The following is a 13,759-nucleotide window of genomic DNA, read 5'->3' as shown; positions in this document are numbered from 1 at the left end:
CGCGGCGTCGCGGCCGTTCAGGCCGCGAGCTGCACCGTGAAGCGCATGCCCGGCACCTGCGGGCGGCTCGCGGCTTCGATGCGACCGCCGAGCCGCTCGACGATCTCGCGCGCGATCGTCAGCCCCAGGCCGGTGCCGCCGTCGTTGCGCAGGTCGGCGCGCTCGCCGCGCCAGAACGGCTCGAACAGCTTCGGCAGGTGCTCGGGCGGCACGCCGGGGCCGTCGTCCTCGACGACGACTTCGGCACCGCCCGCGGGCAGCGGCCGCACGCGCAGCAGCACGTGTTCGCCGCCGTAGCGCCGCGCATTGTCGAGCAGGTTGATCACCGCCTCGCCGAGCCACAGCGGGTGCGCGCGCGCGACCACCGGCTCGGCCGGCGCGTCGAGCTCGAGCGTGCGTCCTTCGCGCAGCCCTTGCAGCACGAGCGGCTCGGCCGCCTCGCGCAGCAGCGGCACGATGTCCAGCGGCGCCTGCTCGCCGTTGACGCCCAGCGCAGTCTCGGAGCGCGCCAGGCTCAGCAGCTGGCCGATCAGCCGGTTCATCCGCTGCGTCGTCGCGTCGACCTGCTGCAGCAGCGGCGCCCAGCCGGCCGCGGTGGCCCCGGCGTCGGCCGCAAGCTCGCGCTGCAGCTCCTGCGCGAGCACGCGCAACCCCGCGACCGGCGTGCGCAGCTGGTGCGCGGCATCGGCGACGAAGCGCCGCTGCAGCTGCGCGGCGTGCTGCATGTCGGCCATCAGCATGTTGATGCGCTCGATCAGCGGCACCGCCTCGGCCGGCACACGCTCGAGCGGCAGCGGCTGCCAGTCGCTGCTGGCGCGGGCGGCGACGTCGCTGGCGACGTCGCGCAGCGGCTGCAGCCCGCGCCGCACGCCCCAGGCGATCAGCGCGATCGACAGCAGACCGAGTCCGACGCCGGGCAGCAGCACGCCGAGCAGGATGCGCCGCTGCAGCTGCACGCGCTTGCCGGTCGTCTCGACGACGACGATCGACACCGTGCGGTCGAGCATCGGCGACTTGATCGAGAACACGGCACCGCGCACCGGTTCGCCGCGGTAGACGCCGTCGAACAGCAGCGGGGCCTCGTAGGCGCGGTCGCGCTCGGGCGGCGCGGGCACGAGGATGTCGCCGGCGAGCATATTGCCCTCGACGTCCTGCATCGCGAACGCGATGCGGTCGTCGCGGTCCCAGGTCAGGATTTCCATCGCCTGGCGCGTGACGTCGAGCAGCGGGCCCCGCTCGGTCCACATCACCTTGGCCGCGAGCGCCGAGGCCTGGTCCTGCAGGCCACGGTCGAACGCGTCGTCGACACTGCTGCGTGCGAGCCGGTAGGCGCCGGCGCCGGCGAGCAGGCCGCCGACCAGCCAGATCCACAGCAGCGGCGTGAGCAGCTGCGCGCGCAGGCTCGGCCCGTGGCGCGGCGGCGCGTCGGGCGCGGGCGCCGTCATCGCGTCACGCGGCGGCCGCCGGCGCGCACTCCAACACGTAGCCGAAGCCGCGCACCGTCTTGATCACGACGCCGAGGTCGGCGAAGCGCTTGCGCAGCCGGTGCACGTAGACCTCGACCGAGTTCTCGCTGAAGTCGGCCTCCCAGCTCGACAGCGTCGCGACGATGCTCTCCTTGGGCACGACGCGGCCGGCCTTGTGCATCAGCAGCTCGGTCAGCGCCAGCTCGCGCGGGCTCATGTGCACGCGCTGCCCGCGCCAGCGCAGCTCGCGCTGCGTCAGGTCGAGCTCGAGCTCGCCCAGCGTCAGGCGCTCGGACAGTCGCCCGTCGGCACGGCGCTTGAGTGCGCGCACGCGCGCGACGAGCTCGGCGACGTCGAACGGCTTGACGAGGTAGTCGTCGGCACCGGCGTTCAGGCCCTCGACGCGGTCGCCGAGTTCGTCGCGCGCCGTCAGCAGCAGCACCGGAACGCGCGCGCCGCGTGCGCGCCAGTGACGCAGCACGTCCATGCCGTCGCAGCCGGGCAGCCCCAGGTCGAGCACCGCGACGTCGTACACCCCGACGTCGCCGGCCGCCAGCGCCAGGCGCCCGTCGTGCAGCACATCGACGCTCCAGCCCTCGCGCTCGAAGGCGCGCCCCACGCCGAGACTCAGCGCGGAGTCGTCCTCGACGAGCAGGATGCGCATCGGACCGCGGCGCGGGCGCCGGCGCTCAGGCGAAGTTCTTCTGCGCGAAGTCCCAGTTGACCAGCTTGTCGAGGAAGGTCTCGACGAACTTCTGGCGCAGGTTGCGGTAGTCGATGTAGTAGGCGTGCTCCCACACGTCGACCGTCAGCAGCGCCTTGTCGGCGGTGGTCAGCGGCGTGCCGGCCGCCCCGGTGTTGACGATGTCGACGCTGCCGTCGGGCTTCTTGACGAGCCACGTCCAGCCCGAGCCGAAATTGCCGACCGCGCTCTTGACGAACGCCTCTTTGAACGCCGCGTAGCTGCCCCACTTGGCATTGATCGCCGCGGCCAGCGCGCCGGTGGGTTCGCCGCCGCCGCCCGGCTTCATGCAGTTCCAGAAGAAGGTGTGGTTCCACACCTGCGCGGCGTTGTTGTAGACCGGGCTCGGGTTGGGCGCCTTGCGCACGATGTCCTCGAGCGACATCGACTCGTACTCGGTGCCCTTCTGCAGGTTGTTGAGGTTGACCACGTAGGCGTTGTGGTGCTTGCCGTGGTGGTACTCGAGCGTCTCGCGGCTGTAATGCGGCGCGAGGGCGTCGATCGGGTACGGCAGGGGCGGCAGCGTGTGTTCCATGGTTCGGTCCTCGGTTCGTTGGGGCGCCGCGTGCGGCGCGGCGACGCCGCTAGCAATGACGCGGCGCGATTGTAGGCAGCGGCCGGTGCGCGGCCACGCCGCGGTGCGATGGCCCCATCGCGCGGGCGGGTGCCGCGCCGCGGCGCCCACTCAGCGCGGCGGCTCGTCGGCGCCGCGCAGCCGCACGTCGAGCACCTGCGCACTCGCCTCACCGTCGGCCCACACCGCGTGCACGCGCTGGCCGGACGCGAGCGCCGCAGCCGAGACGATCGGCCGCCGCGCCTCGTCGGTGACCCACGCATAGCCGCGCGCGAGCACCTGCGCCGGGTCGAGCGCGGCCAGCCGCGCCTGCCACGTGTCCAGTGCCGCGCCGCGCCGCTGCAGGCCCGCGTGCACCGCCCCGCGCAGACGCGCCGCCAGCAGCGGCGCGCGTCCCTGCTGGCGCTGCAGCGCCTGCCGCAGCGCCGCGAGCTGACGCTGCGCGAGCAGCGCGTGACGCTGGCGGTGCGCCGCCAGCAGCGCCGACGGCCGCGCGAGCTGCAGTGCGCGCTGGTCGAGGCGCTGCGCGTGCGCATCGAGGGTGCGCCGCAGCGGCCGGTGCAGCCGCAGCGCCAGCGCGTCGAGCTGCTCGAGCGCTTGCCGCTGCGACGGCGCGGCGAGCTCGGCCGCCGCGGTCGGCGTCGGCGCGCGCAGGTCGGCGGCGAAGTCGGCCAGCGTGACGTCGGTCTCGTGGCCGACGCCGCACACCACCGGGATCGGCGACGCGGCGATCGCGCGCACGACGCGCTCGTCGTTGAATGCCCACAGGTCTTCGAGCGAACCGCCGCCGCGGCAGACGATCAGCGTGTCGACCTCGGCGCGCCGCGCCGCGGTGGCGATCGCCGCCGCGAGCGCCGGCGGCGCGTCGGGGCCCTGCACCGGCGCCGGGTACACGACGACGCGCACGTGCGGCGCGCGCCGCGCCAGCGCACTGAGCACGTCGTGCAGCGCCGCGGCGGCGAGCGACGTGACGACGCCCACGGCGTGCGGGAAGCGCGGCAGCGCCCGCTTGCGCGAGGCGTCGAACAGGCCCTCGGCCTCGAGCCGGGCCTTCAGGCGCAGGAACTGTTCGTACAGCGTGCCCTCGCCGGCCGGGCGCATCGACTCGACGACGAGCTGCAGCTCGCCGCGCGGTTCGTACACCGCCAGCCGCCCGCGCAGCGTCACGCGCTGCCCGTCGCGCGGCACGAAGTCGAGCAGCGACGCCGCGCGGCGGAACATCGCGCAGCGCAGCGTCGCGGCGTCGCCGTCGGCGTCTTTCAGCGTGAAGTAACAGTGCCCGCTGGGCGCGCGCGAGAAACCCGACAGCTCGCCGGCAACGGCCACGGCACCGAAGCGCGCGGCCAGCGCATCGCCGATGGCCAGCAGCAGCGCCGCCACGCCCCACACCTGCGGCGCGGACGCCGACGGTGCGTCAGCCAAGGCGCACCCGCCCGGCGCGCCCGCGCCGGCGCCGCGAGAACTCCACAACGAGGACGCCGCTGCGACGCCGCCCAGGGAACGCCGTCACAGCGCTGTCACTTCCGTGCAAGTTCTTGATGTGCAATGGTTTTTCGCTGCTCAAAGCTTGTGCAGACCGACCGGTGTCGCGTCGTCGCGCGGCTTTGGCCCAGGCGTCGACGCGTTGCCCACAATGTTGTCCACAGAAACGGTGGATTGTCGGCCAAAGTGCCGTCAGTTGCGGCCGGTCGCGCGCAGGGCAACGGTGATAATCGCGCCCGCCGACCCCGCATCATCCAGGCGCCGAGCCGCGCCGACGCACAACGAGGACGCCGTTGATCTCGATCATCCAAGCCGCCGGCTGGCCGATCTGGCCGCTGATCCTGTGCTCGATCGTCGCGCTGGCGCTCATCATCGAGCGGCTGCTGACGCTGCGCGCCAAGCGCGTCGCCCCGCCGACGCTGGTCGACGAGGTCATCGGCGTCACGCGCAGCTCGCTGCCGCCGGCCGACGTCGTCAACAAGCTCGCCGAGAGCTCGGTGCTCGGCAGCGTGCTGGCCGCCGGGCTGCGCAGCGTCGTCGCCGACCCGCGCATCACCGAGGAGGCGCTGCGGCAGTCGTTCGAGAGCGCGGGCCGGCGCGCCGTGCACCTGCTCGAGCGCTACCTCAACACGCTGGGCACGATCGCCAGCGCCGCGCCGCTGCTCGGCCTGCTCGGCACCGTCGTCGGGATGATCGAGATCTTTGCTGCGCAGGGCGCGTCGGGCGTCGCGACCAACCCCGAGCAGCTCGGTCGCGGCATCTCGATCGCGCTGTACAACACCGCGTTCGGGCTGATCATCGCGATCCCGACGATGATGTTCTACCGCTTCTTCCGCGGCCGCGTCGACGAGTTCACGCTCGAGATGGAGCACGCGGCCGAGCGCCTCGTGCCGCACCTGATGCGCTTCGTCGTACGCCCGCCGCAGTGAGCCACGGCCCAGCCGCGAGTCCGTCATGAACTTCCGCAAGCAGCGCGGCGAGGATCCGGAGATCAACCTGATCCCGTTCATCGACATCCTGCTGGTGATCCTCATCTTCCTGATGCTGACCACCACCTACTCGCGCTTCACCGAACTGCAGCTGACGCTGCCCACCGCCGACGCAGAGCGGCTGCAGCAGCGCCCGCACGAGATCGTCGTCGCCGTCGGCGCCGACGGGCGCTACGTCGTCGACCGCACGCCGCTGCCCGGCGGGCCGGCCGTCGAGGCGCTGACGCAGGCACTCGTGCAGGCCGCGCAGGGCCGGCAGGACCCGGTCGTCATCATCAGCGCCGACGCCACTGCCGCGCACCAGTCGGTCGTCAACGTGCTCGACGCCGCGCGCCGCGCCGGGCTCGCGCGCCTGACCTTCGCCGCGCAGACCGACGCGGCCGGCCGCTAGAGCGCCGCGCGGTGGCCGCCGCCGGCCTCACGGGGCTCGAGGCACTGTGGCAACGCCACGCGTGGCGCGCGCGGCCGAGCCTGCTCGCGCGTGCGCTGCAGCCGCTGTCGTGGCTGTACGCCGCCGTCGCGGCGGTCCTGCACTGGCCGTACCGCGTGGGTCTGCGCCGCCCCGCGCCGCTGCCGGTGCCGGTGGTCGTCGTCGGCAACCTCGTCGTCGGGGGTGCTGGCAAGACGCCGACCGTGATCGCGCTCGTGCGCTGGCTGCGCGACCACGGCTGGCACCCCGGCGTCGTCTCGCGCGGCTACGGCCGACGCGGTGACGCCGTGCGCGCCGTCGATGCCACCGCGACGGCGGCCGAGGTCGGCGACGAGCCGCGGCTGATCGCGCGGCGCACCGGCGTGCCGGTCGTCGTCGGGCGTGACCGCGTCGCCGCGGCACGGGCGCTGCTGCGCGCGCACCCGCAGGTCGACGTGCTCGTCAGCGACGACGGGCTGCAGCACCACCGGCTGCCGCGCACCCTCGCGATCGTCGTGTTCGACGAACGCGGCACCGGCAACGGCCTGCGGCTGCCCGCCGGGCCGCTGCGCGCGCCGATGCCGCGCGCCGTGCCGCCGCGCACCCTCGTGCTGTACAACGCCGAGCGGCCGACGACGCCGTGGCCCGGCAGCTGCGTGCGCCGCGCACTCGCCGGGGCCGTCGCGCTCGACGCGTGGTGGCGCGGCGAGCCGCCGACCGCCGCCGCGCTCGCGGCGCTGCGCGGGCGGCCGCTGCGGGCCGCCGCCGGCATCGCGTCGCCGCAGCGCTTCTTCGCGATGCTCGAGGCGCAGGGCCTCGCGTTCGAGCGCCTGCCGCTGCCCGACCACCACGACTACGCGACGCTGCCGTGGCCCGCGGGCACGCGCGACGTCGTCGTCACCGAGAAAGACGCCGTCAAACTCGACCCGGCGCGCGTCGGCGCGACGCGGGTGTGGGTCGCCCCGCTAGACTTCGCGTTCGACCCTGCCTTCGAGGCCGCGCTGGCCGCGGCGCTTGGGGCGCCCACCGAGGCCCGACGATGACGCTCGACCACCGCCTGATCGAACTGCTGGTATGCCCGGTCTGCAAGGGCCCGCTCGAGCTGCAGCGCGACGAGCAGCTGCGCCCGAGCGAACTGGTGTGCCCGGCCGACCGCCTGGCGTTCCCGATCGTCGACGGCATCCCGGTGATGCTCGAGCAGGAGGCCCGCCCGGTCGAACTGCCGCCGACGCCCTGAGCACACAGGGGCTGCGGCGTGGGCTTCACCGTCCTGATTCCGGCGCGGCTCGCGTCGACGCGGCTGCCCGACAAGCCGCTGGCCGACATCGCCGGCGCACCGATGGTCGTGCGCGTCGCGCAGCGCGCCCGCCGCTCGGGGGCCACGGCGGTCGTCGTCGCCGCCGACGACGCGCGCACCATCGCCGCCTGCGCCGCGCACGGCGTGCGCGCGCTGATGACGCGCCCCGACCACGCCAGCGGCAGCGACCGCCTCGCCGAGGCGTGTGAGCAGCTCGGGCTCGACGGCGACGACATCGTCGTCAACGTGCAGGGCGACGAGCCGCTGATCGCGCCGGCGCTGATCGACGCATGCGCGGCGCTGCTGCGGCAGCGCGGCGACTGCGTGATGGCCACCGCGGCGCACGCGATCGAGTCGGTGGCCGACTTCGTCAACCCGAACGTCGTCAAAGTCGTCTGCGACGCGGCCAGCCGCGCGCTGTACTTCAGCCGCGCGCCGCTGCCGTGGTGGCGCGACGGCAACGCCGGCGGCATCACCACCCTGCCCGCGCCGGCGCCGCTGCGCCACGTCGGCCTGTACGCGTACCGCGCTGCGTTCCTGCGCCGCTTCCCGGCGCTGCCACCGTCGCCGCTGGAGACGGTCGAGTCGCTCGAGCAGCTGCGCGTGCTGTGGCACGGCGAGCGCATCGCGGTGCACGTGTGCGCCGAAGCGCCCGGTGCCGGCGTCGACACGCCGGCCGACCTCGAGCGCGTGCGCGCGCTGGCCGCCGACGCGGCGCAGGCGCGCGCCTGGTGGGGCACCTGAGCGCGGCAGCGCGTCCGCCGCGCCAGAGCCGTCAGGCTCGCGCAGGGACCCGCGTGATATTCTCGATTCGAGACAAGACGCGAGGCCGGCTGGCCGAGGCCGCCCGCGCCGCACCGCCCACGACAACGCACGAGGACCCCCGATGAGACTGATCCTGCTCGGCCCCCCCGGCGCCGGCAAGGGCACGCAAGCGGCCTTCATCTGCCAGCGCTTCGGCATCCCGCAGATCTCGACCGGCGACATGCTGCGCGCCGCCGTCAAGGCCGGCACGCCGCTCGGGCTGGCGGCCAAGCAGGTGATGGACGCGGGGCAGCTCGTCAGCGACGACATCATCATCGGCCTCGTCAAGGAACGCATCGCGCAGCCCGACTGTGCCAACGGCTTCCTCTTCGACGGCTTCCCGCGCACGATCCCGCAGGCCGAGGCGATGAAGGCCGCCGGCGTCAAGCTCGACGTCGTGCTCGAGATCGACGTGCCCGACGCCGCGATCATCGAGCGCATGAGCGGGCGGCGCGTGCACCCGGCGTCGGGGCGCACCTATCACGTCAAGTTCAACCCGCCGAAGGTCGCCGGCAAGGACGACGTCACCGGCGAGGACCTGATCCAGCGCGACGACGACAAGGAAGAGACGGTGCGCAAGCGCCTCGAGGTCTACCACGCGCAGACGCGCCCGCTCGTCGACTACTACTCGCAGTGGGCCGCCACCGGCGACCCGCAGGCGCCGCGCTACCGCCGCATCGACGGGCTGGGCAGCGTCGACGAGATCACCGCGCGCGCGATCGCCGCGCTCTCCTGAGTCCTGCCGCAGCCCGCGCCGAGCCGCCATCGGGCGGCTTTTCGCCGCGCGACAATCGACGCGAACGTCAATTCGTCCCACCGTTTCACGAGGAGCGTTTCCCATGGACATCGCAGGCAAGGTCTTCATCGTCACCGGCGGCGCGTCGGGTCTGGGCGAAGGCACGGCGCGCATGCTCGCGCGCGAGGGCGGCAAGGTCGTCATCGCCGACCTGCAGGACGACAAGGGCCGCGCCGTGGCCGCCGAGATCGGCGGCGCCTACGTGCACTGCGACGTCAGCCAGGAGGCCGACGCGCAGGCCGCAGTGGCGCAGGCGGTGTCGATGGGCAAGCTGGTGGGGCTGGTCAACTGCGCCGGGATCGCCCCGGCGATGAAGACGGTCGGCAAGGACGGCGCGCACTCGCTGGCCGTGTTCACGAAGACGATCATGGTCAACCTCGTCGGCACGTTCAACATGATCCGCCTCGCCGCCGAAGCGATGGCGAAGAACGCCCCCGAGCCCACCGGCGAGCGCGGCGTGCTGATCTCCACCGCGAGCGTGGCCGCCTACGACGGCCAGATCGGCCAGGCCGCGTACAGCGCGAGCAAGGGCGGCGTCGTGGGCATGACGCTGCCGATCGCGCGCGACCTCGCGCGCAACGGCATCCGCAACATGACGATCGCGCCGGGCATCTTCGGCACGCCGATGCTGTTCTCGATGCCCAAGGAGGTGCAGGACGCGCTCGCCGCCAGCGTGCCGTTCCCGAGCCGGCTGGGCACGCCCGAGGACTACGCGAAGCTCGTCAAGCACATCATCGAGAACGACATGCTCAACGGCGAGGTGATCCGCCTCGACGGCGCGATCCGCCTGGCGCCGAAGTGACGCCGGCGCACGGCCCGCGCGTCGACCTCAAAACCTGAGGTCGACGCTCGCGTAGAACGTGCGCCCGCGCGGGTCGTAGTAGCGGTCGTCGTAGCCGAGCGCGAAGCCGCCGCCGGCCGACAGCAGCGAGCACGGCGGCGCGCGGTCGGCGACGTTGAGCACGCCCAGCGTCAGCGCCGACGCGCGGCCGACCTGCCAGCGCGACTGCCAGTCGAAGGTCACGTGCGAGCGCACGCGGCCGGCATAGTCGATCGGCTCGCCGGTGGCGACGTCGAAGACGACGCCTTCGTCGGCGCTGTACGTCTGGTCGCGGTAGCCGCTGCGGAAGTTGACCGCCAGCGCGTGCGTCCAGCGACCGGCGGCCAGCGCATTGACCCAGCGCCCCTGCCAGCGGAACGTCACCGCGCCGTCGGGCCCGAAGCGCCCGAGGCTGCTGTGGTACGCGCCGCCGGGCATGAACTGGTACGCGTCCTTCAGGTGGTGCGTCAGCGCGAGCTGGCTGGTCCACACGCCCACGGGCAGCCGCGCACGCGCGCGCACGTCGACGTCGATGCCGCGCTGCACCTGCTCGCCGAGGTTGCGGTTGGACAGCAGCAGCGCGAGGTAGGTGGCGCCGGTGGCGTCGGTGTAGGTCGTGAACAGGTCGCGCCACGCCAGCGGGTCGGCGAAGATCGTCGCGTCGCTGACCTGCCCGATCGCGCGGCGCACCCGCACCTGCCACAGGTCGGCACCGATCGACAGCGCGTCCAGCGGCTCGACGCGCAGGCCCAGCGTCCACTGCAGCGACTTCTCGGGCTTCAGGCCGGGGTTGCCCTGCGCGTAGACGTTGTACTGCGAGCCGTCGGGCGGGCACACGGCACCGAGGTCACTGGCGATGGCCTGCAGCTCGGGCGTGCAGTCGTAGTAGCTCAGCGTCGCCCCGTAGAGCTGGCGTGTGGCCTGCACCTGCGACAGCGTCGGCGCCTTGAACCCGGTGCCCACCGACGCGCGCAGCAGCCAGTCGCGCCGCGGCTGCCAGCGCGCCGACAGCTTGGCCGTCGTCGCGGCGCCGAAGTCCGACGTCGCGTCGTGGCGCAGCGACGCGGTGGCCTCGAACGCGCGCGACAGCGGCGCGACCAGTTCGGCGAACAAGGCGCGCAGTGTGCGCTCGGCGCGGTACGGCACGATGTCGGCGTCCTCGAGGAAGCGCGTGTCGCCGACGCCCTGCGCGAGCGGCGACGCCGTCTTGCGGTAGCTCTCGCGCGCGATGCCCACACCGGCGGCCAGCGCCAGCGGCCCGCCGCCGAGCGCGCCGAGGTCGCGGCTGCCGCGCAGCTGCGCCGCCTGCAGCTGCGTGCGCCCGCCCTCCCAGAAGCCGGTGATCTGCGCGTCGGCCAGCACCTGCCGCGCGGCGTCGGACTGCTGGCCCGCGGCCACGTAGGGGTCGATGACGCCGCCGAGCAGGGCGTCGAGCACCGGCGTGCTGCGCAGGTGGCCGCGGCGCAGCAGCGTGGCCTGCCGGTTCTGCGAGTGCGTCAGCGTCGCGACGTAGTCCCACCCGGCAGCGATGCCCTCGAGGCCGAGCACGGCGTGCCGCGCCGTCGTGCGGTCGTCCTGCTCGCGGCGGCCGGCATCGGCGAGCCGGTACAGCACGAAATCGTCGCCGAGCTCGAGCGCCGGCGCGCGCACCGGCGTGATGCGGCTCGTCGTCGTCGTGTGCGCAGCGAGGAACTCGCCGAACAGGTGATGGCCGTCGGCCAACCGCACGCTGCCCTGCGCGAGCAGCGTCGCGCGCTCGCGCGCCGGCAGCGCCTGCGTGTCGGCCTGCGTGTCGTAGTAGCACCAGGCGCCGCCATAGTACGCGCCGAGGTCGACGTGCTTCGGCGGGCAGGTGCCGTAGGCCAGCAGGTACGGGTTGACGTAGTCGCCGCCGGCGGTGATGACATTCGCCGGCGTCGCGTACACCGACGGCAGCAGGAACACCGCATCGCGGCCCTGGTAGCGCAGCGGGATCACGCTCGAGCGCGCGAAGCGCCGCTCGCTCGCCTCGAGCGCCGTGCGGCGCTGCAGGCCGAGCGCGACGGTGACGTTGTGGCCGTCGGCGCCGAAGTCGCCGAAGCCTTGCGCCAGCGCGACGCGCTGTTCCTGCGCGCCGCCGGCCGGGGCCGACAGCCCGGCCTCGACGCGCGCGTCGGCGAAATGCCGCCGCGTGACGACGTTGACGACGCCGGCCACCGCATCGGCCCCGTACAGCGCCGACGCGCCGTCGGCCAGGATCTCGACGCGCTCGACGGCGGCCAGCGGGATCGTGCTCAGGTCGACGCCGGCGAACGCGCCGGTGATCGTCTGCCCGGCGAACGGCGCGAGCCGGCGCCCGTTGAGCAGCACCAGCGTGCGGCCCTCGCCGAGGTTGTGCAGCGACGCCCCGGCGAAGCCGCTGCCGCCGCCGCCGACCGACGCGGCGTCGTTGGTGAAGCCGTGCATCGCCGGCAGCGACTGCACGAGTTCCTCCAGCGACGTCGCACCCGACTGCTCGATCTGCGCCCGGGTGATCGTCTGCACCGGCAGGGACCCCTCGGCGGCGATGCGGCGCACCGCCGAGCCCGTGATCTCGATGCGCTGCGCGTCGCCCGGCTGCGCCTGCGCGACCGCGCAGACGGCCACGAAAGCGGCGCCGATCCGCGCGCGCCGGTGTGCCCTCCTCGTCGTCATCTGTGCTGTCGACCCCGTGTTCCGCTCATGCGGCGGGCCGCGGCGTCGCCGGACCTCGCCGTGCACCGGATTGTCCGTTCGTCGGCGGTCGACGCCGACTGCGGGCAAGCCCTACGGGCTCACCCTCGGCCATGCCCCCAGGCCAGCCACGCGGTGCGCCGATCGACGACGAGCTGCGCGCGCCGTCCCACCGGCAGCGGCAGCTTGGTGCGCGGCACGTGGCCGATCGGCAGCCCGGTGACGATCGGCGTGCGCGTGACGCGGCGCAGGTGCGCGACGACGTCGCGCAGGCCGTAGCCGCGGTCCAGCGGCGACGGCTTCCAGCCGCCGAAGTCGCCGAGCAGCACGGCGCGCTGCGCGTCGAGCACACCGGCGTGGTGCAGCTGCAGCAGCATGCGCTCGATGCGGTACGGGTGCTCGGCGACGTCCTCGAGGAACAGCAGCCCGCCGCGCACGCGCCGCGCGGGCCAGTGGCGCGTGCCGAGCAGCGAGACGACCATCGTCAGGTTGCCGCCCCACAGCGGCCCGCGCACGTCGACGCCGTCGAGCCCGGCCTCGGTGCGAAACCCGATCGCCTCCAGTTCGCCGGCCATCGCCTCGACGAAGGCACCGACCGTCACCTCGTCGGTGCCGCCTTCGGCGTCGCGGCGGCCGAAGTCGTCGAGCGCCAGCGGCCCGGCCCAACCCGAGACGCCCTCGTGCGCCCACAGCGCGAGCAGCAGCGCCGTCAGGTCGCTGTAGCCGACCCAGCGCGTGCCGCGCTCGACGCTGCGCGCGAGCAGCGCCCAGTCGAGCCGGTCGAGCAGGCGCGACAGGCCGTAGCCGCCGCGCGTGGCCAGCGCGACGTGCGGCGCCGCGCGCGCGACGCGGTGCACCGCGGCCAGCCGCGTGTCGTCGTCGCCGGCGAAGCGCTGGTGGCGCGCCAGCGCCGCCTCGTCGACGTGCACGTCGAAGCCCAGCGCGGTCAGCCGCTTCACCGCGAGCTTCAGCGGCGCGGCGCGCGCCACCGCGCCGGAAGGCGAGAACAGGGTCAGCGTGCGCATGCGTCGGGGTTGAAGAGGTCGCCTTCGATGACGTCGCCGGTCGGGATCGGTGCGTCGTCGTCGGCCCCGGGGGGGCGACGGCTCGCGCGCTGCTGCGCGCGCCGCGCGGCGAAGAAGTCGCGCAGCAGCTGGCCGCAGGCCTCGCCGAGCACGCCGCCGCGCACGTCGGTGTGGTGGTTCAGACGGCTCTCGGCGAACAGGTCGACGACCGAGCCGGCCGCGCCGGTCTTCGGGTCCCAGGCGCCGAAGACGACGCGCTTGACGCGCGCGTGCATCAGCGCCATCGCGCACATCGCGCACGGCTCCAGCGTCACGTACAGCTCGCAGTCGGGCAGGCGGTAGTTCTCGAGCAGCGTCGCCGCGTGGCGCAGCGCGACGATCTCGGCGTGCGCCGTCGGGTCGTGCGTCGTGATCGGGCGGTTGTAGCCCGTGGCCACGACCTGCACCCCCTCGTCGGTGCGGCGCACGATCACCGCGCCCACCGGCACCTCGCCGACGAGCAGCGCGTTGTGCGCCTGGTCGAGCGCGAGGCGCATGCCGGCGAGGTCGGGGTCTTCGGGCGGCGCGTCGTCGCTCATGGCATTTCATCGGGCCCCGCAGCCGCCTGCGGCAAGGCCCCCGGCGCGCCAACGACCACGCGCAGCGGGGTCGGTCGCACGGCGGA

14 protein-coding genes are annotated in these 13,759 nt (G+C 74.0%); 7 read left to right on the top strand and 7 right to left on the bottom strand.

Annotated elements, in window-relative coordinates; all coding sequences use genetic code 11:
- Window positions 1-17: 17 nt before the first annotated feature.
- The 4 genes from MOJ79_RS04335 to xseA all read right to left on the bottom strand — a co-directional run bounded on the left by MOJ79_RS04335 (window position 18) and on the right by xseA (window position 4,204).
- The gene (locus tag MOJ79_RS04335; RefSeq protein WP_241923018.1) at window positions 18-1,445 is read right to left on the bottom strand and encodes a sensor histidine kinase; all 1,428 of its coding nucleotides are present in this window, start codon (window positions 1,443-1,445) and stop codon (window positions 18-20) included.
- 4 nt (window positions 1,446-1,449) lie between these two features.
- Window positions 1,450-2,130, bottom strand: coding sequence for a response regulator (locus MOJ79_RS04330; protein WP_241923017.1), 681 nt, complete (start codon window positions 2,128-2,130; stop codon window positions 1,450-1,452).
- 25 nt (window positions 2,131-2,155) lie between these two features.
- Window positions 2,156-2,743, bottom strand: a complete 588-nt coding sequence (locus MOJ79_RS04325) for a superoxide dismutase (RefSeq protein ID WP_235823255.1) — start codon at window positions 2,741-2,743, stop codon at window positions 2,156-2,158.
- 150 nt (window positions 2,744-2,893) lie between these two features.
- Window positions 2,894-4,204: an exodeoxyribonuclease VII large subunit gene (xseA, locus tag MOJ79_RS04320; protein ID WP_241923016.1), complete on the bottom strand. Its 1,311-nt coding sequence runs from the start codon at window positions 4,202-4,204 to the stop codon at window positions 2,894-2,896.
- Window positions 4,205-4,557: 353 nt separating this feature from the next.
- On the opposite strand from xseA, the gene MOJ79_RS04315 reads away from it, so the two are divergent.
- The 7 genes from MOJ79_RS04315 to MOJ79_RS04285 all read left to right on the top strand — a co-directional run bounded on the left by MOJ79_RS04315 (window position 4,558) and on the right by MOJ79_RS04285 (window position 9,361).
- On the top strand, window positions 4,558-5,193 hold the full coding sequence (locus MOJ79_RS04315) for a MotA/TolQ/ExbB proton channel family protein (protein WP_119287626.1): 636 nt from the start codon (window positions 4,558-4,560) through the stop codon (window positions 5,191-5,193).
- A 25-nt stretch (window positions 5,194-5,218) separates the two neighbouring features.
- Window positions 5,219-5,644 (top strand): ExbD/TolR family protein, encoded by a 426-nt coding sequence (locus MOJ79_RS04310; RefSeq protein ID WP_119287629.1) that lies wholly within the window; start codon window positions 5,219-5,221, stop codon window positions 5,642-5,644.
- Between the two features lie 11 nt (window positions 5,645-5,655).
- Window positions 5,656-6,705: a tetraacyldisaccharide 4'-kinase gene (lpxK, locus tag MOJ79_RS04305; protein ID WP_241923015.1), complete on the top strand. Its 1,050-nt coding sequence runs from the start codon at window positions 5,656-5,658 to the stop codon at window positions 6,703-6,705.
- On the top strand, window positions 6,702-6,899 hold the full coding sequence (locus MOJ79_RS04300; protein WP_241923014.1) for a Trm112 family protein: 198 nt from the start codon (window positions 6,702-6,704) through the stop codon (window positions 6,897-6,899). The genes lpxK and MOJ79_RS04300 overlap by 4 nt, the downstream gene beginning before the upstream one ends.
- Before the next feature lie 18 nt (window positions 6,900-6,917).
- Window positions 6,918-7,703, top strand: coding sequence for a 3-deoxy-manno-octulosonate cytidylyltransferase (gene kdsB, locus MOJ79_RS04295; protein ID WP_241923013.1), 786 nt, complete (start codon window positions 6,918-6,920; stop codon window positions 7,701-7,703).
- Between the two features lie 142 nt (window positions 7,704-7,845).
- A complete protein-coding gene (adk, locus tag MOJ79_RS04290; protein ID WP_241923012.1) occupies window positions 7,846-8,499 on the top strand; it encodes an adenylate kinase in 654 nt (217 codons plus the stop codon).
- Window positions 8,500-8,602: 103 nt separating this feature from the next.
- Complete coding sequence (locus tag MOJ79_RS04285; RefSeq protein WP_241923011.1) at window positions 8,603-9,361, top strand: 3-hydroxyacyl-CoA dehydrogenase; 759 nt, start codon at window positions 8,603-8,605, stop codon at window positions 9,359-9,361.
- Between the two features lie 27 nt (window positions 9,362-9,388).
- Here the strand turns inward: MOJ79_RS04285 and MOJ79_RS04280 are convergent, their stop codons facing one another.
- From MOJ79_RS04280 to tadA, 3 genes are all read right to left on the bottom strand, one after another.
- Window positions 9,389-12,004 carry a TonB-dependent receptor domain-containing protein gene (locus MOJ79_RS04280; protein WP_241923010.1) on the bottom strand — a complete coding sequence of 872 codons (2,616 nt, stop codon included), beginning with the start codon at window positions 12,002-12,004 and terminating at the stop codon, window positions 9,389-9,391.
- Between the two features lie 167 nt (window positions 12,005-12,171).
- On the bottom strand, window positions 12,172-13,095 hold the full coding sequence (locus MOJ79_RS04275; protein ID WP_241923009.1) for an LD-carboxypeptidase: 924 nt from the start codon (window positions 13,093-13,095) through the stop codon (window positions 12,172-12,174).
- Window positions 13,083-13,673, bottom strand: a complete 591-nt coding sequence (gene tadA / locus MOJ79_RS04270) for a tRNA adenosine(34) deaminase TadA (protein WP_241923008.1) — start codon at window positions 13,671-13,673, stop codon at window positions 13,083-13,085. The genes MOJ79_RS04275 and tadA overlap by 13 nt, the downstream gene beginning before the upstream one ends.
- Window positions 13,674-13,759: the final 86 nt, after the last annotated feature.

Origin of the sequence: Calidifontimicrobium sp. SYSU G02091, from assembly GCF_022631395.1 — a bacterium.
GTDB lineage: Bacteria > Pseudomonadota > Gammaproteobacteria > Burkholderiales > Burkholderiaceae_C > Calidifontimicrobium > Calidifontimicrobium sediminis.
Note: the sequence above shows the minus strand (reverse complement) of the source record. Positions and strands in the feature narration are given on the sequence as shown.